Origin of the sequence: Acinetobacter sp. YH12117, assembly GCF_013418865.1 — a bacterium.
Lineage (GTDB): Bacteria > Pseudomonadota > Gammaproteobacteria > Pseudomonadales > Moraxellaceae > Acinetobacter > Acinetobacter indicus.
The window spans coordinates 21,339-38,480 of sequence record NZ_VPBF01000022.1 but is presented as its reverse complement, the minus strand read 5'-3'; the positions used below and the strand labels follow the sequence as shown (position 1 = coordinate 38,480).

Below are 17,142 nucleotides of genomic sequence, written 5' to 3'. Positions count from 1 at the left end.
CATACACAATAACGGTAGTCAATGGTCATGCTTGAACTTCAATCTAAACTTCCTGCGCTTGGTGTGACCATTTTTAGTGTCATGACCACCCTGGCTCAGCGCCTGAATGCCCTGAATGTGTCACAGGGTTTCCCCGATTTTCCGGCCCCACCGGCCCTGCTGGAGGCCCTGTGTCAGGCGACATTAGAGGGCCAGAACCAGTATCCACCCGGCGATGGGCTGTTATTGCTCAGAGAACAGCTGGCCACGCAAAAGCAGCAACAGACTGGCCGTTCGTTTGATCCTCACACCGAAATCAGTATTACCGCCGGCGCGACCATTGCCATTTTCTGTGCCATTCAGGCGGTGGTGCAGGCCGGAGATGAAGTGATTATTTTTGATCCCAGCTATGACAGTTATGCTCCCACCGTGCAACTGGCTGGCGGGAAAGCTATCCATCTGGCCTTGCAGCCGCCCCATTTTCAGGTCGACTGGAATCAGGTCAAAGATGCCATTCATGATCGTACCCGTATGATCATCGTCAATACTCCGCATAACCCGAGCGGTACGCTGTGGTCAGCCGAGGACTGGCATACCCTGATTGAGCTGATTCAGGATCGCAATATTGTCGTACTGTCCGATGAGGTCTATGAACATCTGGTCTATGATAGCCAGCAGCATTATTCAGCGCTTGATTTTCCAGCTCTGCACGAGCGCAGTTTTGTGATTGGTTCTTTTGGTAAAACCTTTCATGTCACCGGCTGGAAAACCGGTTATTGCATGGCCTCACCGGCTTTGATGCAGCTGTTCCGGCAGGTTTATCAGTTTGCCAATTTCTGTGGTGTGACCCCGGTGCAAGTCGCACTGGCACAATTTATGCAACAGCATCCGGAACATATTGCTGAACTGGCCGCGTTCTATCAGGCCAAACGTGACCGCTTTCAGGCCGGTATCCAGCACTCCCGTTTTCAGTGGATTCCCGCGCAAGGCACCTATTTCCAGAATCTGGACTATCGCGCCATCCGCCCGGATTTAAATGATCTACAGATGTGCCAGTATCTGGCCGAGCAGCACAAGATTGTCACAATTCCGATTTCTGCTTTTTATCAAACCCCGCCGGATGATTTACGCCTGATTCGGGTCTGTTTTGCCAAAAAAGATGAGACGCTGGATCGGGCCGCAGAGATTTTCTCGGCCTGTTAACATGAGTCAATAAGATCAGCTAAGTTACGCAATTGCTAAGGCTTTTTGCTACAGGCTCATGCTAGGGTAAAGCCATTCATGCACACGATCATAAACCGGTTACAGGATTGCTCATGCCGCAGCATCAACCTTTGGTGAATCAACACAAGCTCTGGAAAACCTTCCTGATTTTCCTGCTGCCGCTGATTGCCACCAATATTCTGCAAAACCTGTCTGGCACCATCAACACTGTCTTTGTTGGCCAGATGATGGGTGTCGATGCCATTGCAGCGGTGGCGGTATTCTTCCCGATTCTGTTCTGTTTGATGGCCTTTGTGATCGGGCTGTCAGCCGGTTCAACCGTGCTGGTCGGGCAGGCCTGGGGCGCGCAGAATATTGAAAAAGTACGCTGTGTGGTCGGCTCGACCCTGTTTATGACCCTGATTGGCGGCACCATCATTGCCATTTTAGGCGTGATTTTCGCCAAATCCATTCTGCTGGCGCTCGGTACCGATCCGCAGGTGATGCATCTGTCGTTGCCCTATGTGCAATGGATGCTGGCCGGTAGCCCGCTGCTGTTTGTCTATATTATTTACACCTCCATTTTACGCGGCGTGGGCGACAGTATTACCCCCTTAATTGCCTTAGGCATGACCAGCCTGATCGGGCTGTTTATTACCCCGGTGCTGATTGCCGGCTATTTTGGTTTTCCGCGTCTGGGGATTATTGCCCCGGCTATCGCCACCATTATTGGTTATCTGGCGGTGCTGATTTTTCTGGCGGTGTATCTGAACAAGAAAAACCATCCGCTACGACCGGATTGGCAATTGCTGAAAAATATTCGCCATCAACCGATCTTGAGCAAGATTATTTTACGTTTGGGCATTCCGACCGGCATTCAGATGGTCACCACGTCGGTGGCCGGTCTGGTAATTGTCGGGCTGGTCAACCGTTATGGCGCTGAAGCCACAGCGGCTTATGGTGCGGTGAATCAGGTGCTGAACTATATTCAGTTTCCGGCGCTGTCGATTGCCATTGCCGCCTCTATTTTTGGTGCGCAGGCGATTGGGGCTGGCAAGTCCGATTTACTGGCCAAAGTCACCCGTACTGCTTTGGGCATGAACCTGATGATTACCGGGATGCTGGTGGTACTGGCCTATTTATTCTCGAAATATTTAATGGCGCTGTTTATTACCGACCCGCAGGTGGTCGAGCTGGGCCAGCAGCTGCTGTTTATTGTATTGTGGTCAATTTTGTTCTTTGGGGCCAGTGCCATTTTCGCTTCGATTATGCGCGCCAGCGGGACTGTCACGGTGCCAATGATTATTAATGTGCTGGCAATTTTGCTGATTGAAGTGCCGTGTGCCTATCTGTTTAGTCAGTGGTGGGGATTACAAGGCATCTGGTATGCCTATGCGCTGGCCTTTGTCAGTCTGTGTATTTTACAGGGTCTGTATTATCAGTTTGTCTGGAAGAAAAAGACTATTGAGGTGTTAATTTGACGGCAGGAGATAGCGCCTGATTAATTTCCTGAATCACCGCTTGCGCTAATTGCGAAGATAATTGAATACCCTGAATCTCAGCGCCAATACGGCCATTAATCGGTTTGACCTGAATATGTTGATAGTCATAGCTCATATTAAATTTCCTTCATTTCTCTTTTGATGTTTTTAAAGGTTTCCACTCGGGATGAGCTGATGATGTCAAAACGGCTTATTCAAATCTGTCAAAAACTTGACAGTTTTATTCTGAATTTCAGATAAATAAAAAATGAAATATGCTGAACAGCCACAAAAAAGCCCGCTTAACGCAGGCTTCTTTAAAATACAGTTTATTTACGGCCTTTGCCCAGCTGGGTCGCCACCGCCATCACCCGCTGATAGCCACTTGGGACAATCCGCTGAATTAAATCAATAGCTTTGGCATCATTGCCAATCAATAAACGGCGTTTATCTTTTAAAACCGCATCCAGAATATCGCGTGCCGCATGCTCTGCCGGATAACGCAATAATTTATTGAAAGAGCGTATCGACTTTTCTGAGTTCATGCCCAGACTGCTGAGGCTGTCATTCATTTTCGCGGCGTTGGCAATATTGGTCCTAATCCCGCCCGGATGCACACACAGCGCACTCACGCCACAGTTCTGGATATCCAGTTCCTGACGCAACGACTCGGTATAACCACGTACCGCAAACTTGGTCGCGTTATAGGCCGATTGGGTTGGCTGCGCAGTAATCCCGAACAGGCTGGAAATATTGACAATATGGCCATCACCAGTCTGTTTGATATATGGTAAAAATTCTTTGGTGCCATGCACCACGCCCCAGAAATTAATCCCGACAATCCACTCCAGGTCTTCATAAGAGGCACCTTCAACGGTCGATCCTAAGGCCACCCCGGCATTGTTAAAAATCATATTGACCGAGCCATGATCCTGTACGGTCTGTTCAGCCCAGTGCTTCATGGCCGCCCGATCTGCCACATCCACCTGCGCCGTGGTCACTCGCACGTTATAATCACTCAGCAAGGCTTTGGTTTTAGCCAAACCTTCTTCATTAACATCACTTAAAGACAGATGACAGCCCTGCTGGGCCAATAATACGGCCAGCTGCTGGCCAATGCCTGAACCTGCTCCGGTAATCGCCGCGACTTTATTTTTAAAATTTTTCATTCCGCTTCCTTTTTATGGATGGTCTTGCTGCGTCCCTCAGGCACGGCAGCGCACTTCAATTTCACCACTCAAATATAATTTTGACAATAATCATTGTCAACACAAAAGCCTGCAGATTTCTGTCTGCTGCGTTCAAATCTGAGTGCCAAACTTCGCACTTAGCGCAAAATCTTGTTAATCTATAGCAATATAGGATGTGAACTGGCCTTTTTACTATGACCGAAGCACAACACCCCGCTCCCCAAAATGCGCAGAATACCCAAAATAAAGAGCGCCAATTTAAAGGATTATCGCTGAGCGAGCGCAAACAGCTACGCCGGGAAAAACTGATTGAAGCCGGCCTGCACGCCTATGGTACGCATGGTTTTTTTGCGGTCACGGTGAAAGATATTTGTACCGAGGCCAAACTCACCGAGCGCTATTTCTACGAATCCTTCAAAAAAAGTGAAGACCTGTTCCAGACCATTTTTTTACAGCTGATTGATGCACTGCAACACAATGTGATGCAGGCCATCATGCAGGCCTCGACCAATCCGCAAAAAATGATTGAAGCCGGTTTAACTGCCCTGCTGACTACGCTCAAAGACAACCCACAGATGGCACGGATTATTTATATTGATGCCATGCTGGTACAGGAACTGCATAATCAGGCCACCATTCAGGAAAGCATGGCGCGCTTTGACCGCATGATTCAGGCCTTTGTCATGCTAATGATGCCAAACCTGCAGCATTCAGAACGCGAACTGTCATTAATTGCCAGCGGCCTGAACGGTTATGTCACCCAAATTGCCATCCGCTGGGTCATGAGCGGCTTTAAGCAGTCAATGGATGAAGTGCTCAGCGCCTGTAGCGTGGTGTTCATTTCCCTGCTCGAACATTTTTCCGAAGCGGAGCCAGAAAGTAGCAAAAAAGCCTGAATCCCTGTCATCAAACTGCAAGAAAAATTAAATATTTGAATCTTTTATTTAAATTTTTTTAAATGAATTCTGGATTCAGCCCATTCTGTACAAAAAATTGTCACAAAACATTGCGAAAATAGCGCTACCTGCCCTTTCTGCAATGATACTGTCATAATTAATCTTTGTAATAAGCCTGTCATAAATATAAACGGTTCACCGTTCACTTATAGGGTATTGCGTTGTGAAAGATGACTACATTTTAATTGTCGATGATGAACTTCCAATCCGAGAGATGATTCATACCTCACTGGATATGGCCGGCTTTCATTGCTTACAGGCCGAAGATGCCAAACAGGCGCATCAGATGATCGTCGATCAACGCCCGGCACTGATTTTGCTGGACTGGATGATGCCTGGCGGCGTCAGCGGTGTTGATTTATGTCGTCGTTTAAAACGTGATGAAAACCTGGCGGAAATTCCGGTGATCATGCTGACTGCACGCGGTGAAGAAGACCACAAGGTTCAGGGTCTGGATGCCGGTGCCGACGACTACATGACCAAACCGTTTTCTACCCGTGAGCTGGTATCACGCATCAAAGCCGTACTGCGCCGTGCCAATGCCCTGAATGGTGAAAAAACCATTGATGCCAACGGCCTGATTCTAGATCCGGTCAGCCAGCGCGTCAGCTTTGGCGACAACATTCTGGACATGGGTCCAACCGAATATCGTCTTTTGGCCTTCTTTATGACGCATCCGGAACGTGCCTATACCCGTGCACAACTACTTGACCAGGTCTGGGGTGGCAACGTATATATTGAGGATCGTACCATTGATGTGCATATTCGTCGTTTACGCAAGGTGCTGGAGCCATTTGGCGCAGACCGCTTTGTACAAACGGTTCGTGGCACTGGATACCGTTTCTCAACCCGTGCGGATGTCGCCTTAGGTTAATCGCTTTTTATGTATGAACCATACCCTGTCCCCGAACTGGCCCGTGACCACAAGAATGTCCGTTACAGCAGTTTGTGGACTTTTGCCAAACAAGATCTCCGTTTACTGATCTTTTTTTTAGTAATTGCAGGTTTTATTGGTCTCGGGATCGAACAGTTCTGGATCTGTATTTTTATTGGCTTTCTGGCGTTTTTCGCCACCCAAATGCGCTCCCTCTATCTGGTCAATGACTGGATTGCCAACCGTCCCTATGATGTCCCCCCCAATTTGCATGGCATTTGGGGGGCTTTATTATTTAATGTCTACCGCTCGCAGCGTCAGGAACGTATTGTCCAGGCCGAAATGGTCGGGCTGATTGACCGCGCTCAGTCGTCACTAGTGGCCCTGGCCGAAGCGGTAGTGCTGATTGATGATAACCATCAGATCGAATGGTGGAACCCGGCAGCAGAGCGCCTGCTCGGCATTCAGCCACTGGATCGTGGTCGCAATATTTTAACCATTTTGCGCCAACCGGCATTTATTGAATATTTTCATCATATTGATCAGGCACCAGATGGCTTGAAAATCAAATCGACCGTGCTGGATGAACACTATGTGCAGGTCAAAATGACCCGCTTTGGTGGCGAAAGCCGCCTACTGGTGGCACATGACATGACCCGGATGCACAATCTGGAACAGATGCGCAAAGACTTTGTCGACAATATCTCGCACGAATTACGCACCCCGCTGACCGTACTGAGTGGCTATATTGAAACCTTTACCGACCAGGAAGACATGAATCCGCGCTGGAAACGTGCCTTTGAACAGATGCAGTCGCAGACCCGGCGTATGAATGCGCTGGTCAATGACCTGCTGCTGCTGTCGCGTCTGGAAAATGAAAAAACCATTGCCAAAAACCAGATTATTGACATGCCAAGTTTGATGAACCAGCTGTTTGATGATGCGCATGCCTACAATATTGATTATGGCCATACCCTAAATCTGGATATCGACAGTCATTGCGACCTGATTGGCTCCGATATGGAACTGGCCAGTGCCTTTAGCAATTTAATTACCAACGCCATCAAATACACCCCGAAAGGCGGCACCATTACCATTGGCTGGCATGATGATGGCGAGCATGGCTATTTTAGCGTGCAGGACACCGGCATCGGCATTGATCCGAAACACCTGCCGCGTCTAACCGAACGTTTTTATCGGGTAGATAGCGCGCGTAGCCGTCAGACCGGCGGTACCGGTTTAGGGCTGGCCATCGTCAAGCATGTCTTGATGCAGCACAATGCCCATTTAGAAGTCGAGTCCAAAGAAAATAGCGGCTCAACCTTTAAGGCCGTCTTTCCCAAAGAACGGCTGTATAGCCTTTAAACCGAATACCCATAAAAATGCCCGGATTAATCCGGGCATTTTTCATTTCAATACAAACAGCTTAAAGGCGATGACCCATGGCTTTGCCCATTTCCACCAGAGAATTGGCCTGATACTGTGCATCCCACTGCATTTTATCCTGTTCAAATAAAATCACTGCGGTAGAACCGAGATAAAAACGGCCTAATTCGGCGCCTTTTTCCAGGAACAGGTCATGCTGGTTCAGCTCCAAACGGCCCGATGGTTTGACCTTGCCGGTGGCAACCGTTTCAATACCGGCCACAATCATGGCACCCACCAGCACCACCGCCATCCGGCCCATCTCGGTATCAAACAGGCAGACCATGCGTTCATTACGGGCAAACAGTCCCGGAATATGTTCTGCCGTGGTCTGGTTCACTGAAAACAGCTCGCCCGGTACATACAGAGTTTCAGTTAAGGTACCGGCAAATGGCATATGCACCCGGTGATAATCCCGCGGTGATAAATACACGGTGGCAAACTGGCCATTTTTAAATGGCTCGGCCAGCTGCGGATCGGCAATCAGGTTTTCAACCGTAAAATTCTGGCCTTTGGCCTGAAAAATTGCACCATCTTCAATTTTACCCAGCTGGGAAATCGCGCCATCAGCCGGAGAAACAATGCTGTTCGGATCGGCATCGACCACACGCACCCCATCTTTTAAGGCACGGGTAAAGAATTCATTAAAGGATTTGAATTTCAGGGCATTGCCTTGCTCGGCAATCGACATATCAATTCCGTACTGCATTTTAAATGCCTGAATTACTGCATTTTTCACCATCGGGTGTTCACTGGCAGCAATTTTACCCACCACACGAGACAACTGGTGCTGGGGTACCACGCGCTGGGCCTGAATAAATAATTGTTTTTTTAAACGAGATGTGAGGCTCAAGACGGCAACTCTCCGGTAATGATAGGACTGTCGAGGCGATTGCCCCATTCACTCCACGCACCTGCATACGCCCGGATTGGCCAACCCAGTAAACGGCCCAGAATATAGGCCAGACCGGAACGATGATGAGACTGGCAGTACACCACCACCGGTTGGCTTAAATCAAAGCCAAGTTGTTCCAGACGTTGCTGCGTGCGTTCTAGCGGATGCAATTTTAAATGATTTTCGCGGTCAAGGGCAGTACTCCACTCGAAATGTCGGGCGCCCGGCATGTGACCGCCGCGTCGCGCCGCCAGTCGCTGTCCGCTATATTCTTCTGCAGTGCGGCAATCCCAGAGTTGCAGTTCAGCACTTTGTACCTGCTCTAATAACGCATCATATTGAATTTGATACTGATCATTCAGCTGTACCGGCACCAAATGCTCAACCGGCGCAAAGCTCGGCAGCTCCGACGAGGTCGGCAGACCGGCCGCCAGCCAGGCATGAATCCCACCATTGAGCAGGCTAGTATTTTCAAAACCTAAACAATGTAAATTCCACAGCAAACGCCCGGCCCAGGCTCCGCCTTCATCGTCATAGGCCACCACATGATGCTCAGGGGAAATATTTAAATAGCGGATCAGTTCTTCCAGGCCGTCCTGCTCCGGCAATAAACCCGAAGCATACTCTTCCTGACGCAGCAATAGTTTTGGCTTTACATGTAGCGCATGTGGAATATGCAGCTGTTCATAGACCGAGTTGCGGCTTAAATCGACAATACGTAATTTTTCACTGCCTAAATAGGGCACCAGGTCTTCGGCTTCAATCAACAGACCGAAATTGATCATGGCATCATTCATCGTGGTTGTATGTTTTATCACTATCCTTGTCCCTGATGTTAGCACAAGTCATTTTTAGGATTATCCTGAATTTCTGCATTCCTTGCGCAGAAAAATGGATAGAGGTCAACCCGCCATCAGGGAGAGGACGAGGTCCAGCCTTTGTACTGGACCTGGCCTGTATTTTTGCTTATTCCTGAATATCAAACACCTGACGCAAATAAGCGAGGAAGGTGTCGTTGTCGGTCATGGTTTTGCCCGGACTGTCGGAAATTTTGGCCACCGACTGACGGTTACATTCCACCAGCTTTAACACAATATTCAGCGGAGTTTGTCCCATATCATTGGTTAGGTTGGTGCCAATCCCGAAACTGACCTGAAAGCGGTCTTTAAAGTAGTTGTGTAGCGCCCAGGCTTTTTCCAAGGTCAGGCCATCACTAAAGGTCAGCATCTTGGTTTTGCTGTCAATTTTCAGCTTTTTATAATGGGCATAGGCTTTGTCGCCCCAGCTATACGGGTCACCACTGTCATGGCGCAGGCCATCAAACAGTTTGGCAAAATACAGGTCAAAATCACGCAGGAAGGCATCCATCCCGACCACATCGGTCAGGGCAATCCCCAAGTCACCCCGATATTCCTGTACCCAGGTTTCCAGCGCCGCTTTCTGGAAGTCACGTAAACGCACATCCAGCGCCTGAAAGGCCTGTAAAAATTCATGCGCCATGGTGCCAATTGGAGTAATGCCAAGCTGTTTGGCCAGCAGCACATTGCTGGTGCCGCGGAATACACCCGGCGCGGCGGCATTAATCTGCTGCACCACATGCTTTTGCCAGGCAAAGCTGTAACGGCGGCGTGTACCAAAATCCGAAACCAGAAATGGCGGATCTTCCGGATTCTGCTCGGCGGCATATTGCTGCACCAAGGCCACTTTGGCCTGTAGACGGCGTTCACCTTCGGCCAGCACCTCGTCACTGCGAATACGGCTGAAATACAGCTCATTGACAATGGCCAGCACAAAAATCTCGAACATCATGGCCTGAACCATCGGGCCTTCTACCACAATATCCAGACGCCCTTCACTGTCGATGCCGGCACGAATAAAACGGCGCTTGAGCTGGAACAGTTCCAGATAATCGACAAAGTCGCTTTTGATAAAGCGTAAACTGCGCAAATACTGCAGTTCATCTTCGCTAAATTTCAGGCGGCACAAATGATCCAGCTGTGCATTTAAATCATCCAGAATATCCGCCAGTGGATAGACCGTATCTTCCAGATTACGGCAGCGGAAATGATAGACACTGTGGGTTTGCGGGAATTTATGTAAGACCACCTGTAGCATGGTAAATTTGTACAAGTCGGTATCAAGCAAAGAGTGGATGATTGGTGCCATAAGAGTTCGTTTTTGCTGTACTCCTTGCATTAAAGCATAATTTTTACAGCGATATTTAACCTTTTGTATCGACCATTGGGTAAGAACCTGGCGCTCGGCTAGTCCTCACTCAGCTTCTGAAATTGCTGCTGTTGGCCAAATACCCGGGCAAATTCTTCGGCAGTCAGCTGGCCAGTCTGGACCGCGTGAGCATCACAATCGACCTGACGTAACTGCCGGGCAATACCCCACTCGGCTTTTACAATGGCTGCCATTAGCGCGGTATGACCTTTCTGGTCACGTGCACAGCGGTCGGCGCCATAGGCCAGCAAGGTGCTGACAATTGGCTGATGGCCATAATACGTCGCCATCATTAATGGCGTAAAACCGGCCGAATTACGGACATCGACCGGAAAACCGTGCTGTAAAAATTCCTGAATCACGTCATGCTGGCCACTGCGGGCAGCCGCAAAAAACAGATCAATCAGCTCTTGTGCGGCAGATGATGCTACGGTTTGGCTTGTGGCCGAGAATGAATCTGCTTGTGCCCAGGCTGGTGCTGCGCCTACTCCCAGGCTGAACAGTCCGGCACAGAGCATGGTGAAAATACGCATCTTGCTACTCCTGTCTGAATCGGCAAAATAAAGAGGTGCCTGTAAAACTCCCCCTAGGGTGCAGGAAAGGTTTGGAGTTTTACAGGACTTTTCGGAGGTGATGCGCTATACCCTAGTCACCAGTTCCTCAAGACCAATCGAGATTAGTCTTTTAATTTTGCAGCTTTAGCTTTAACCGTCGCCAGGTTACCGTTCACCGCTTTGGTCATACGGGTACCGTAGTCTGCATCTGCCTTGTAGAAATAAGACAACATGATGTGCTTGGTTTCTGAATCTTTCACTGCACCTAAGTCAGCAGCCAAGTTCATGATCAGGTCATCTTTCTCTTTAGCTGTGTATGAACGGTACAGCTCACCTGCCTGCTTGAAGTTCTGCTCTTTCACGCCAATTTGCTGTACATGACCAGATAATGGTGTTTGTACCGCACGTGCTTTTTCAGTGGCAGCTTTTGGCTCTTTACGGCTTGGCTCATAGTTCACATCTGAGTCACGCTCAGATACATTCATGTAGCCATCCTGGTTATTGTTGTTCACATTTACCACTGGACGGTTGACTGGAATCTGCTGATGATTTGCACCCAGACGGTACATTTGTGTATCTGAATAAGAGAAGATACGGCCTTGTAACAGACGGTCTTCTGATGGCTCGATACCTGGAACCAGGTTACCTGGCGCAAATGCTGACTGTTCAGTTTCATTGAAGAAGTTCTTCGGCATACGGTTCAGGGTCAAGGTACCGACTTTAGTTTCTGGAACCAGCTCAGTTGGCCAGATTTTAGTTGGATCTAGCGGATCGAAATCAAACTTGCCCAGGTCTTTAGGATCAAGCACCTGAATATACAGATCCCATTTCGGGAAGTTACCTGCATAGATGTTGTTATAAAGATCATTGGTCAAATGGTTGAAATCTTTACCTTGCTGCTCAGCCGCTTCTTTCACGTTCAAGCCCTTCACGCCTTGTTTAGAACGGAAGTTGAATTTCACGTACTTGTATTCGCCTTTGTCGTTATACAGTTTGTAAGCGTGAACCCCAAAACCGTCCTGTTCGCGGTAGCTGGTTGGAACACCTTGCTTGCCGTATACATAGGTCAGCATGTTGGTTGCCCATGGCTGGCTCGACAAGAAATCAAACACACGGTTGGCATCTTGTACGTTAGTCACCGGGCTTGGCTTCATGGCATGAATGAAGTCTGGGAATTTGATCGCATCACGGATAAAGAAGACCGGTGTCTGGTTACCGACCAAGTCCCAGTTACCTTCTTGTGTGTAGAACTTCACTGCGAAACCATGTGGGTCACGTAGGGTCTCTGGTGAGCCTTTACCATGAATTACGGTAGAGAAACGTAGGAAAACTGGAGTTTTAGTACCGGCTTTGAACAATGAAGCAAGGGTCAGATCAGATAGGTCTTTGGTTGCAACGAATTCACCATAGGCACCCGTACCACGCGCATGTACCACACGCTCAGGAATACGCTCACGACCAAAACGTTGTAATTTTTGAACTAATTGTACATCTTGAAGTAAAACGGAACCATTTGGACCAGCAGTGATCGAGTTCTGGTTATCCCCCACTGGCGCGCCGTTATCTTTAGTTAATGGGGCAGCTTGTGCGGCTGTGACAGTTGCAAGCATTGCAACCAGTAATGAACGCTTAAACATTTCTAAATCTCTCAATTTATTACCTTTCCTGCATGGGCTAAGATACTCGAGAGTAAAAAATAGATAAAACTGATAATTTTTATAAATTCAATCGTGTTTTTAGATTATTTAAAATATTATCAAATATAGTCAATAGATTAGAATACATTTTAAGCAGAGCTAATCTGCAGACTTGCTGCGGTTCTTGTACAATGCACATAATTTTCAGTTTTTGAGTCAAATATGCGCGCATTATTACAGCGAGTGCTAGAAGCCAAAGTCGTTGTTGAGGGTGAAACAACCGGAGAAATTCAGCACGGTATTCTGGTTTTTTTAGGTTTGGGCAAAGACGATAATCTGGACAAAGGCAAAAAGCTGATTGATAAAATCCTGAAATATCGCTTTTTTGATGATGAACAGGGCAAGATGGGCTGGAATGTCAGCCAGGCCGGCGGCGGTATTTTACTGGTATCGCAGTTTACCCTGATGGCCCAGACCCAGAAAGGTTTACGCCCTGACTTTGGCCCGGCGATGCCCCCCGCGCAAGCCAAAGAACTGTATGATCAGCTGGTGGACTATGCCAAAAGCCAGTTTGCACAGGTAGAAACCGGTATTTTTGCCGCCGATATGAAAGTGCATCTGGTCAATGACGGGCCGGTGACCTTTCAGCTGGAAATTGAATAAGCCAATGCTTGGTGCATAAAAAAGGTCTTCCACTGGAAGACCTTTTTCTTGGGCGTTTCGACGCAGCAATCAGATTGATTTACCAGTTTTCTGCTTAATAAACTGACGCGCCATTTTAATTTTTTCTTTGACCGGTTTCGGCAGCTTTGGTGGTACCAGTTTCGCCACCTGGTTAAACCAGACCAGCAGACCAAAATCACCTTCCATTTTAATGGTGCCATTTTGCATGCCGGTCATAAAGGCAGTCGGATCGCCTTTCATCAGGGTTTTCACGCCCTGCTCGCTGTCGGCGAACTGCAAAATAAAATCGGCTTTTTCAGCATCACCCGACACGGTATCAATGTCGCCATTATTGACAATAATCTGGCGGGCAAAACCGGTATCGGTACCAATCTGGATGCGGAACTGACGCTCATGAACCAACTCAATAAATTTAGGGCTGGTACGGGCTAGCTGCTTCATACGCAAAGCCAAACCTGTCACGAGCAAATCAAGCGGATCCGTGCTGACATCAACCAGAGGAAGTTTCACGACAGGAATTGAGGAAAGTTTCATGACGTCCGAGCCTATTGTAATTGTTGGGTTAGATTGCTTTTCATCCTACCATAAACAGCTGATTTTTCAGCAAGGCTTTGTATAACAATCATTATCGAAAGTAAAAAAAAATGTACATGACTGTACATTTTTTGGACGTCTTATCTGTATAGACTTAACGGCTGGAATACTGCTGCTGGTCATCTTCATACACTGGGGTATGTTCGATATAACGTCTTTTGGCCAATGCACGCTCTGCACGACGGTCTTCGCGTAGCAGAAGCAATGTCACAACAATCATCGCCAGGGTTAATGCAGACAGATAGCTGTAGGTCACAGGCAGTTCAAAAACAGTTTGTACGCTAAAACGGACCGTTTCCAAAATGCCCCAGAATGCCATACCGGCCAACATGAAGCTTAACCAACGACGATAAGGCGAAAAGAAAACAGCAATCAAAGCAGCCGCTACCAAGCTCAAGCCGACTATAGTTGCTAAATTCGCTGTTAACATAAAAACCTCCGTCCAAAAATGGATGTGGATCTTGTCGAGTCCCCATGCCATCTTCAATACTTGTAAATGAATGGCAAGGCCAATTTCAAATCTATGGAAGCATTATGAGTAGTTTTCTGGATAAAAAAAGACTTAAATTTTGACCACGCGACACACATTGTCGCAATATTATATTGTCATTACACTTTTTTAATTTTAAAGATTTCTGAAGATAAGGCTACTCCTTCTTTCGCGTGTCATTACAAAAAAACAACCTGCAAAACTGCCCTGAAAAATATTTTTTTCGATGTTTTTAAAGCAGATTTCGATTCAGTCAAAAAATGAACATTTGCCCTTGTTCACTGATTTTGCATAAAAAAAGCGCAGCCCTTATGCTGCGCTTGATTCAACCTGTGATGTGCTTAAGCCCGGTTCAGGTCTTTATCATGGACACCTAATAGATACAAAACACCATCCAAGCCAACGCTGGAAATCGCCTGATTGGCATTTTCACGTACCAGCGGTTTGGCACGGAAAGCAACCCCCAGACCGGCAATGGATAGCATTGGCAGGTCATTGGCACCATCACCTACCGCAATGGCCTGCTCCAGAGAAATACCCATTTTCTCGGCCAGTTCACGCAATAGCAGAGCTTTACGCGCACCATCCACAATATGGCCTTTCACTTCCCCGGTTACCACGCCATGCTCGACATCCAGAATATTGGCATGTACTTCATCAATCCCCAGCTTGTCCTGCAGATATTCGGCAAAGTACTGGAATCCACCCGATAGAATCGCAGTGCGATAGCCCAGGGCTTTTAAGGTCGAAATCAGACGCTCGGCGCCTTCAGTCACGGTTAAACGCTCGGCGATTTTTGGCAGAACCGACGCATCCAGACCTTTTAGCAAGGCCACACGGGCACGGAAACTTTGCTGAAAATCCAGCTCGCCCTGCATGGCGCGCTCGGTAATTTCAGCCACTTGTGCACCGACACCGGCTTCAATCGCCAGTTCGTCAATCACTTCCTGCTCAATTAAGGTTGAGTCCATGTCAAAGCAGACCAAACGACGGTTACGGCGATAAGCATTGTCTTCCTGTACCGCGACATCGACGCTTAGCGCGTTGGACAGGCTTAAACAGGCGGCACGCATGGCTGCGGCATCGAGCATCTGACCGCTTAAACCAAACTGCACACAGGCACGTTTTGGCCCCTGGCTGGAACCATCTGCTGCCGGACGGCCAGACAGACGGGTCACGGTCTCAATATTGAAACCCTGGCTGGATACAATTTGTGTTACTGCCTGCAGATGAGAGGCATTGAGTTCTGGCGCCAAAGCCGTCACGATGTAACGGGTACGGCCACCTTCATTGACCCATTGTTCATACTCTGTTGCAGAGATCGGTTTAAAGCGCACAGTTAAGCCAATATCATGTGCTAAAATCAGGATCTCTTTCATGGCTAATGCGGTAGCCGTCTGGTCATCTGATGAGACGACAATACCTAAAGTCAACTGGTTATGAATGACCGCCTGACCGACATCTAAGATTTGTAAGGAATGAGCGGACAGAACCTGCATTAATCGAGTAAACTGATTCGGTTGGTCAGGTCCTAAAAATGATATAAGAATGATTTCTCGCATGAATTGACTCGGGTCTGAGCTACAACTATTGTTAGAATCATAATCGAAATTAAGTAGAATTACTTTGGAAGTTTACGTTGAATGCGCCTAGACAAGGGCTATTTGCTAGCCTACTGACCATAAGTTTTGCCTTGCATACCTTTTTACTGGTACTGGCAACGACTCACCAGCTCAATGAAAATCGGGCCAGTCAAGGCCAGCTGATCACCAGCCAGCTGGTCACAGACAGCCTGTCCGAGCTGGAACCGGCCAATACCGTTTCACTGGCGCTTCTGGCCGATCGTTATGCCACCAACCCGAGTATTGCCTCAATTCGCATTCTGAATACCAACAATCAGGTGCTGGCCACCGGTGGCCTGGCCAAAACCCGTCAGGGTGAAGTCTTTGTACGCGATGCGCTGCAAAACGAAAAGAAAGTCGGCACCATTGAAGTGACCCTGGTCAAACCAAGTATTGGCGAAATTCTGCGTACCCAGTGGATGGCGATTCTCAGTTCGCTGTTTATTCATGCCCTGCTGTGGCTGGCCTATCGTGCGATTGCCCGTCCAAGCCGTTCAGAATATCTGGCGCGTATCAACAATGAATCGCGTCTGAAACACGAAATCCAGAATCTGACCCAGGCACTGGAGCAGGAAAAACACAATACCGCATTGGCGATTGCACAGGCGCAGCAACAGGCCAAAGCCGCACCAAAACTGAAAGAAAACAAACCGGCCCCGGTTGATCAGCATACAATTTCGTTAAACATCCAGTTCTATGATCCGAAACAGTTGATGGATACGGTCAACAAAACCGTTTCGGTGCCGTATTTTAATCTATGCCAGATTTTCCTGAACAAGAGCATCGAGCTGTGTGTGCAGCACTATAAACTTAGCCAGCAGGATATCACCACGGTACAACCATTCCATGAAGATGGCGCCACCTTAAGCATGTCGGCCGATAAACCGAATGCGGCACCGTGTCTGGCGATGATTGGCACCGTGTTCCAGCTGCTGTCTGAAGTGCTGTATAAACGCTACCGTGAAGAAAAACGCTTTGTGCTGCAAACCCGCAGTGCACTGTCCAGCCCGGTCGATGCCATGCAGCTGTCTTCGGTGCAGGCGGCAGAACGCTTGGTCAGCCAGCTGTCAGCTAAGGAAAATGCGGTGCATTTACCGCATGAATTACTGAAAACTCTGTCCGATCATTATGAACTGGTCAGTATGCCAAACCCGACCAATGTGCTGACCCGGCATGCCTATATGGTCAATGGCCTGGACAGTGAAGCGGCCGAACTGGCCCAGCAGTTAAGAACTGAAATTTTACGTGGCAAGCACTCTAAAGCGTCTTAAGACGCAGCAGCCGCTGTCGTCTGATCAAAATCCTGACCCGTGTCAGGATTTTTTGATAGAG

The 17,142-nt window shown here is 48.2% G+C and carries 17 protein-coding genes; 7 read left to right on the top strand and 10 right to left on the bottom strand.

Annotated features, from left to right (window positions below):
* Positions 1 to 27: 27 nt before the first annotated feature.
* Both FTU55_RS09150 and FTU55_RS09145 read left to right on the top strand, forming a co-directional pair.
* A complete protein-coding gene (locus FTU55_RS09150; protein WP_180046854.1) occupies positions 28 to 1,182 on the top strand; it encodes a methionine aminotransferase in 1,155 nt (384 codons plus the stop codon).
* Positions 1,183 to 1,295: 113 nt separating this feature from the next.
* Positions 1,296 to 2,663 carry an MATE family efflux transporter gene (locus FTU55_RS09145; RefSeq protein ID WP_005180888.1) on the top strand — a complete coding sequence of 456 codons (1,368 nt, stop codon included), beginning with the start codon at positions 1,296 to 1,298 and terminating at the stop codon, positions 2,661 to 2,663.
* Here the strand turns inward: FTU55_RS09145 and FTU55_RS09140 are convergent.
* Both FTU55_RS09140 and FTU55_RS09135 read right to left on the bottom strand, forming a co-directional pair.
* Positions 2,644 to 2,799 (bottom strand): hypothetical protein, encoded by a 156-nt coding sequence (locus FTU55_RS09140; protein WP_168370814.1) that lies wholly within the window; start codon positions 2,797 to 2,799, stop codon positions 2,644 to 2,646. The genes FTU55_RS09145 and FTU55_RS09140 overlap by 20 nt on opposite strands.
* Positions 2,800 to 2,992: 193 nt before the next feature.
* Complete coding sequence (locus FTU55_RS09135; protein WP_016658706.1) at positions 2,993 to 3,832, bottom strand: SDR family oxidoreductase; 840 nt, start codon at positions 3,830 to 3,832, stop codon at positions 2,993 to 2,995.
* 215 nt (positions 3,833 to 4,047) lie between these two features.
* Here FTU55_RS09135 and FTU55_RS09130 point away from each other — a divergent pair, with 215 nt between their 5' ends.
* From FTU55_RS09130 to phoR, 3 genes are all read left to right on the top strand, one after another.
* On the top strand, positions 4,048 to 4,749 hold the full coding sequence (locus FTU55_RS09130) for a TetR/AcrR family transcriptional regulator (protein ID WP_168384468.1): 702 nt from the start codon (positions 4,048 to 4,050) through the stop codon (positions 4,747 to 4,749).
* A 223-nt stretch (positions 4,750 to 4,972) separates the two neighbouring features.
* Positions 4,973 to 5,683: a phosphate regulon transcriptional regulator PhoB gene (gene phoB, locus FTU55_RS09125; protein ID WP_005180894.1), complete on the top strand. Its 711-nt coding sequence runs from the start codon at positions 4,973 to 4,975 to the stop codon at positions 5,681 to 5,683.
* A 9-nt stretch (positions 5,684 to 5,692) separates the two neighbouring features.
* The gene (phoR, locus tag FTU55_RS09120) at positions 5,693 to 7,048 is read left to right on the top strand and encodes a phosphate regulon sensor histidine kinase PhoR (protein WP_016658705.1); all 1,356 of its coding nucleotides are present in this window, start codon (positions 5,693 to 5,695) and stop codon (positions 7,046 to 7,048) included.
* 61 nt (positions 7,049 to 7,109) lie between these two features.
* Here the strand turns inward: phoR and asd are convergent, their stop codons facing one another.
* The 5 genes from asd to FTU55_RS09095 all read right to left on the bottom strand — a co-directional run bounded on the left by asd (position 7,110) and on the right by FTU55_RS09095 (position 12,420).
* Positions 7,110 to 7,961 (bottom strand): archaetidylserine decarboxylase, encoded by an 852-nt coding sequence (gene asd, locus FTU55_RS09115; RefSeq protein ID WP_005180897.1) that lies wholly within the window; start codon positions 7,959 to 7,961, stop codon positions 7,110 to 7,112.
* Positions 7,958 to 8,800 (bottom strand): sulfurtransferase, encoded by an 843-nt coding sequence (locus tag FTU55_RS09110; protein ID WP_180046866.1) that lies wholly within the window; start codon positions 8,798 to 8,800, stop codon positions 7,958 to 7,960. The genes asd and FTU55_RS09110 overlap by 4 nt, the downstream gene beginning before the upstream one ends.
* Positions 8,801 to 8,969: 169 nt before the next feature.
* Positions 8,970 to 10,169 (bottom strand): nicotinate phosphoribosyltransferase, encoded by a 1,200-nt coding sequence (pncB, locus tag FTU55_RS09105; protein ID WP_087662325.1) that lies wholly within the window; start codon positions 10,167 to 10,169, stop codon positions 8,970 to 8,972.
* A 98-nt stretch (positions 10,170 to 10,267) separates the two neighbouring features.
* Positions 10,268 to 10,762, bottom strand: coding sequence for an ankyrin repeat domain-containing protein (locus FTU55_RS09100; protein ID WP_171431540.1), 495 nt, complete (start codon positions 10,760 to 10,762; stop codon positions 10,268 to 10,270).
* Between the two features lie 143 nt (positions 10,763 to 10,905).
* Complete coding sequence (locus FTU55_RS09095) at positions 10,906 to 12,420, bottom strand: catalase (RefSeq protein WP_005180906.1); 1,515 nt, start codon at positions 12,418 to 12,420, stop codon at positions 10,906 to 10,908.
* 222 nt (positions 12,421 to 12,642) lie between these two features.
* Here FTU55_RS09095 and dtd point away from each other — a divergent pair, with 222 nt between their 5' ends.
* Positions 12,643 to 13,083, top strand: coding sequence for a D-aminoacyl-tRNA deacylase (dtd, locus tag FTU55_RS09090; RefSeq protein ID WP_180046852.1), 441 nt, complete (start codon positions 12,643 to 12,645; stop codon positions 13,081 to 13,083).
* A 69-nt stretch (positions 13,084 to 13,152) separates the two neighbouring features.
* Here the strand turns inward: dtd and FTU55_RS09085 are convergent, their stop codons facing one another.
* The 3 genes from FTU55_RS09085 to serB all read right to left on the bottom strand — a co-directional run bounded on the left by FTU55_RS09085 (position 13,153) and on the right by serB (position 15,750).
* A complete protein-coding gene (locus FTU55_RS09085) occupies positions 13,153 to 13,638 on the bottom strand; it encodes a hypothetical protein (RefSeq protein WP_016658700.1) in 486 nt (161 codons plus the stop codon).
* Between the two features lie 154 nt (positions 13,639 to 13,792).
* Positions 13,793 to 14,128 carry a ciprofloxacin tolerance protein AciT gene (gene aciT, locus FTU55_RS09080; RefSeq protein WP_005180916.1) on the bottom strand — a complete coding sequence of 112 codons (336 nt, stop codon included), beginning with the start codon at positions 14,126 to 14,128 and terminating at the stop codon, positions 13,793 to 13,795.
* A 401-nt stretch (positions 14,129 to 14,529) separates the two neighbouring features.
* Positions 14,530 to 15,750: a phosphoserine phosphatase SerB gene (gene serB / locus FTU55_RS09075; protein ID WP_005180917.1), complete on the bottom strand. Its 1,221-nt coding sequence runs from the start codon at positions 15,748 to 15,750 to the stop codon at positions 14,530 to 14,532.
* 77 nt (positions 15,751 to 15,827) lie between these two features.
* Between serB and FTU55_RS09070 the strand changes: the two genes are divergently transcribed.
* On the top strand, positions 15,828 to 17,081 hold the full coding sequence (locus FTU55_RS09070) for a hypothetical protein (protein ID WP_168398334.1): 1,254 nt from the start codon (positions 15,828 to 15,830) through the stop codon (positions 17,079 to 17,081).
* Positions 17,082 to 17,142: the final 61 nt, after the last annotated feature.